The sequence below is a fragment of the Nitrosomonas sp. Nm33 genome (assembly GCF_900107265.1).
In the GTDB taxonomy this organism is placed as follows: Bacteria; Pseudomonadota; Gammaproteobacteria; order Burkholderiales; family Nitrosomonadaceae; genus Nitrosomonas.
The window spans coordinates 1-1,396 of the sequence record NZ_FNPJ01000159.1 but is presented as its reverse complement, the minus strand read 5'-3'; the positions used below and the strand labels follow the sequence as shown (position 1 = coordinate 1,396).

Below are 1,396 nucleotides of genomic sequence, written 5' to 3'. Positions count from 1 at the left end.
GGCCATCCTTCTCTCGAACGGATAATACCTTACGGCGAAATGATACTGGATAGGTCATTCACAAATTATAATCAATTTATATGTGATTGGCTATAATGTGTGAGTTCAGGCCGCGGCCTGTCAGGGCCGTCGCGCCTGCAGCGCAGTGTTGTACACGAACTTATTAATGCGAAAAGCAATCAACTCGCCCGAAGAATTAAACAGATATTCAACTTCCACGACTCCCTCCGCAGATCTAACAAGTAATTGTAAAGTTTCCGTATATTTTCTACACGTTTGGCATTAAAGACAACAAAGTTGTTATGTTAGCCAAGTTTGCTAGCTGCATATCATCCTAAAATAGAATGATATACAGTTCTGGAGATCATAATTTTAAGCATATTAGATTAAATTCTGACCCTTATATCTAAGTAGTAAAAAATAAGCTGGTTTTAGAATGCAAATTACTAGATGATTCGTTATGTTGTCAAACTTGACAGATAAGCGATTAAAAATGGACTATTTTTGATTCAAGTATTAGATCTTGGCGATGCCAGCCAGAGGTTAATCAAATCAGTTCCGTTCCATTTAGACTTCTTAATTGGTGACAAGCTATCATTTAACAAATAACGTGACAGAAATGATAGTTAACAGTGAGTATTTGCGAGTACTGATGGGTATAATATTAATATAAACAGTTAGTTATAATACCTGTTAATCCGCATATTCTAGGTTCGAGCCCTGGCCGGAGAGTCAAAAAGAATCATATAGTTATATTAATAAGGTGTCTCTTAATGGCATCTAAGTTGCCATTATAGGTGTATCGCAATAAGACGTACTATTTCACAGTTAATTTAAATCAGAAAGTCTGCTATAGCTTTTCCGTGGGTTCTCAGCGAACACCAGTTGTATGACGTAACGATCCCAGGGAAATTTTTACTCGCTGCATAATAGATAGCAGATAACTTCCACATTTGACAATATCTCATTGTGACGCCTTTCTATTCTCCAAGGAGTTGTTCATGCTTGACACCATTTTCGACACCATTGTTATGCGTCCCTATGTGTTCACCTTTTTCGTGGTATTTCTTTTGGCCTGTGTACCGCATGTGGGCTGGCGCAAGACCCTGACTTTCACCGTGGCAGCATACCTGATAGCTTTCATATCGGAGAAACTCTCCATTACCACCGGGTTTCCCTACGGCTGGTACTATTACCTAGACACCACAAGCCATAAGGAATTGTGGGTCTCTGGGGTACCTTTCTTCGATTCGCTATCTTATGTTTTTCTAACCTACTTCAGCTACACTACGGCACTATTTTGACATGGTTTAATAGAATTGACCAACCCAGTTAAGGGATAATTTATCTTAACTGGAGATTGAGGAATGAATACGAGGAAGAAATATACGAAGGA

At 38.8% G+C, this 1,396-nt stretch carries 1 protein-coding gene; it reads left to right on the top strand.

From position 1 onward, the window contains the following. Nucleotides 1–1,001: 1,001 nt before the first annotated feature. On the top strand, nucleotides 1,002–1,304 hold the full coding sequence (locus BLV54_RS15230) for a carotenoid biosynthesis protein (RefSeq protein ID WP_218132447.1): 303 nt from the start codon (nucleotides 1,002–1,004) through the stop codon (nucleotides 1,302–1,304). Nucleotides 1,305–1,396: the final 92 nt, after the last annotated feature.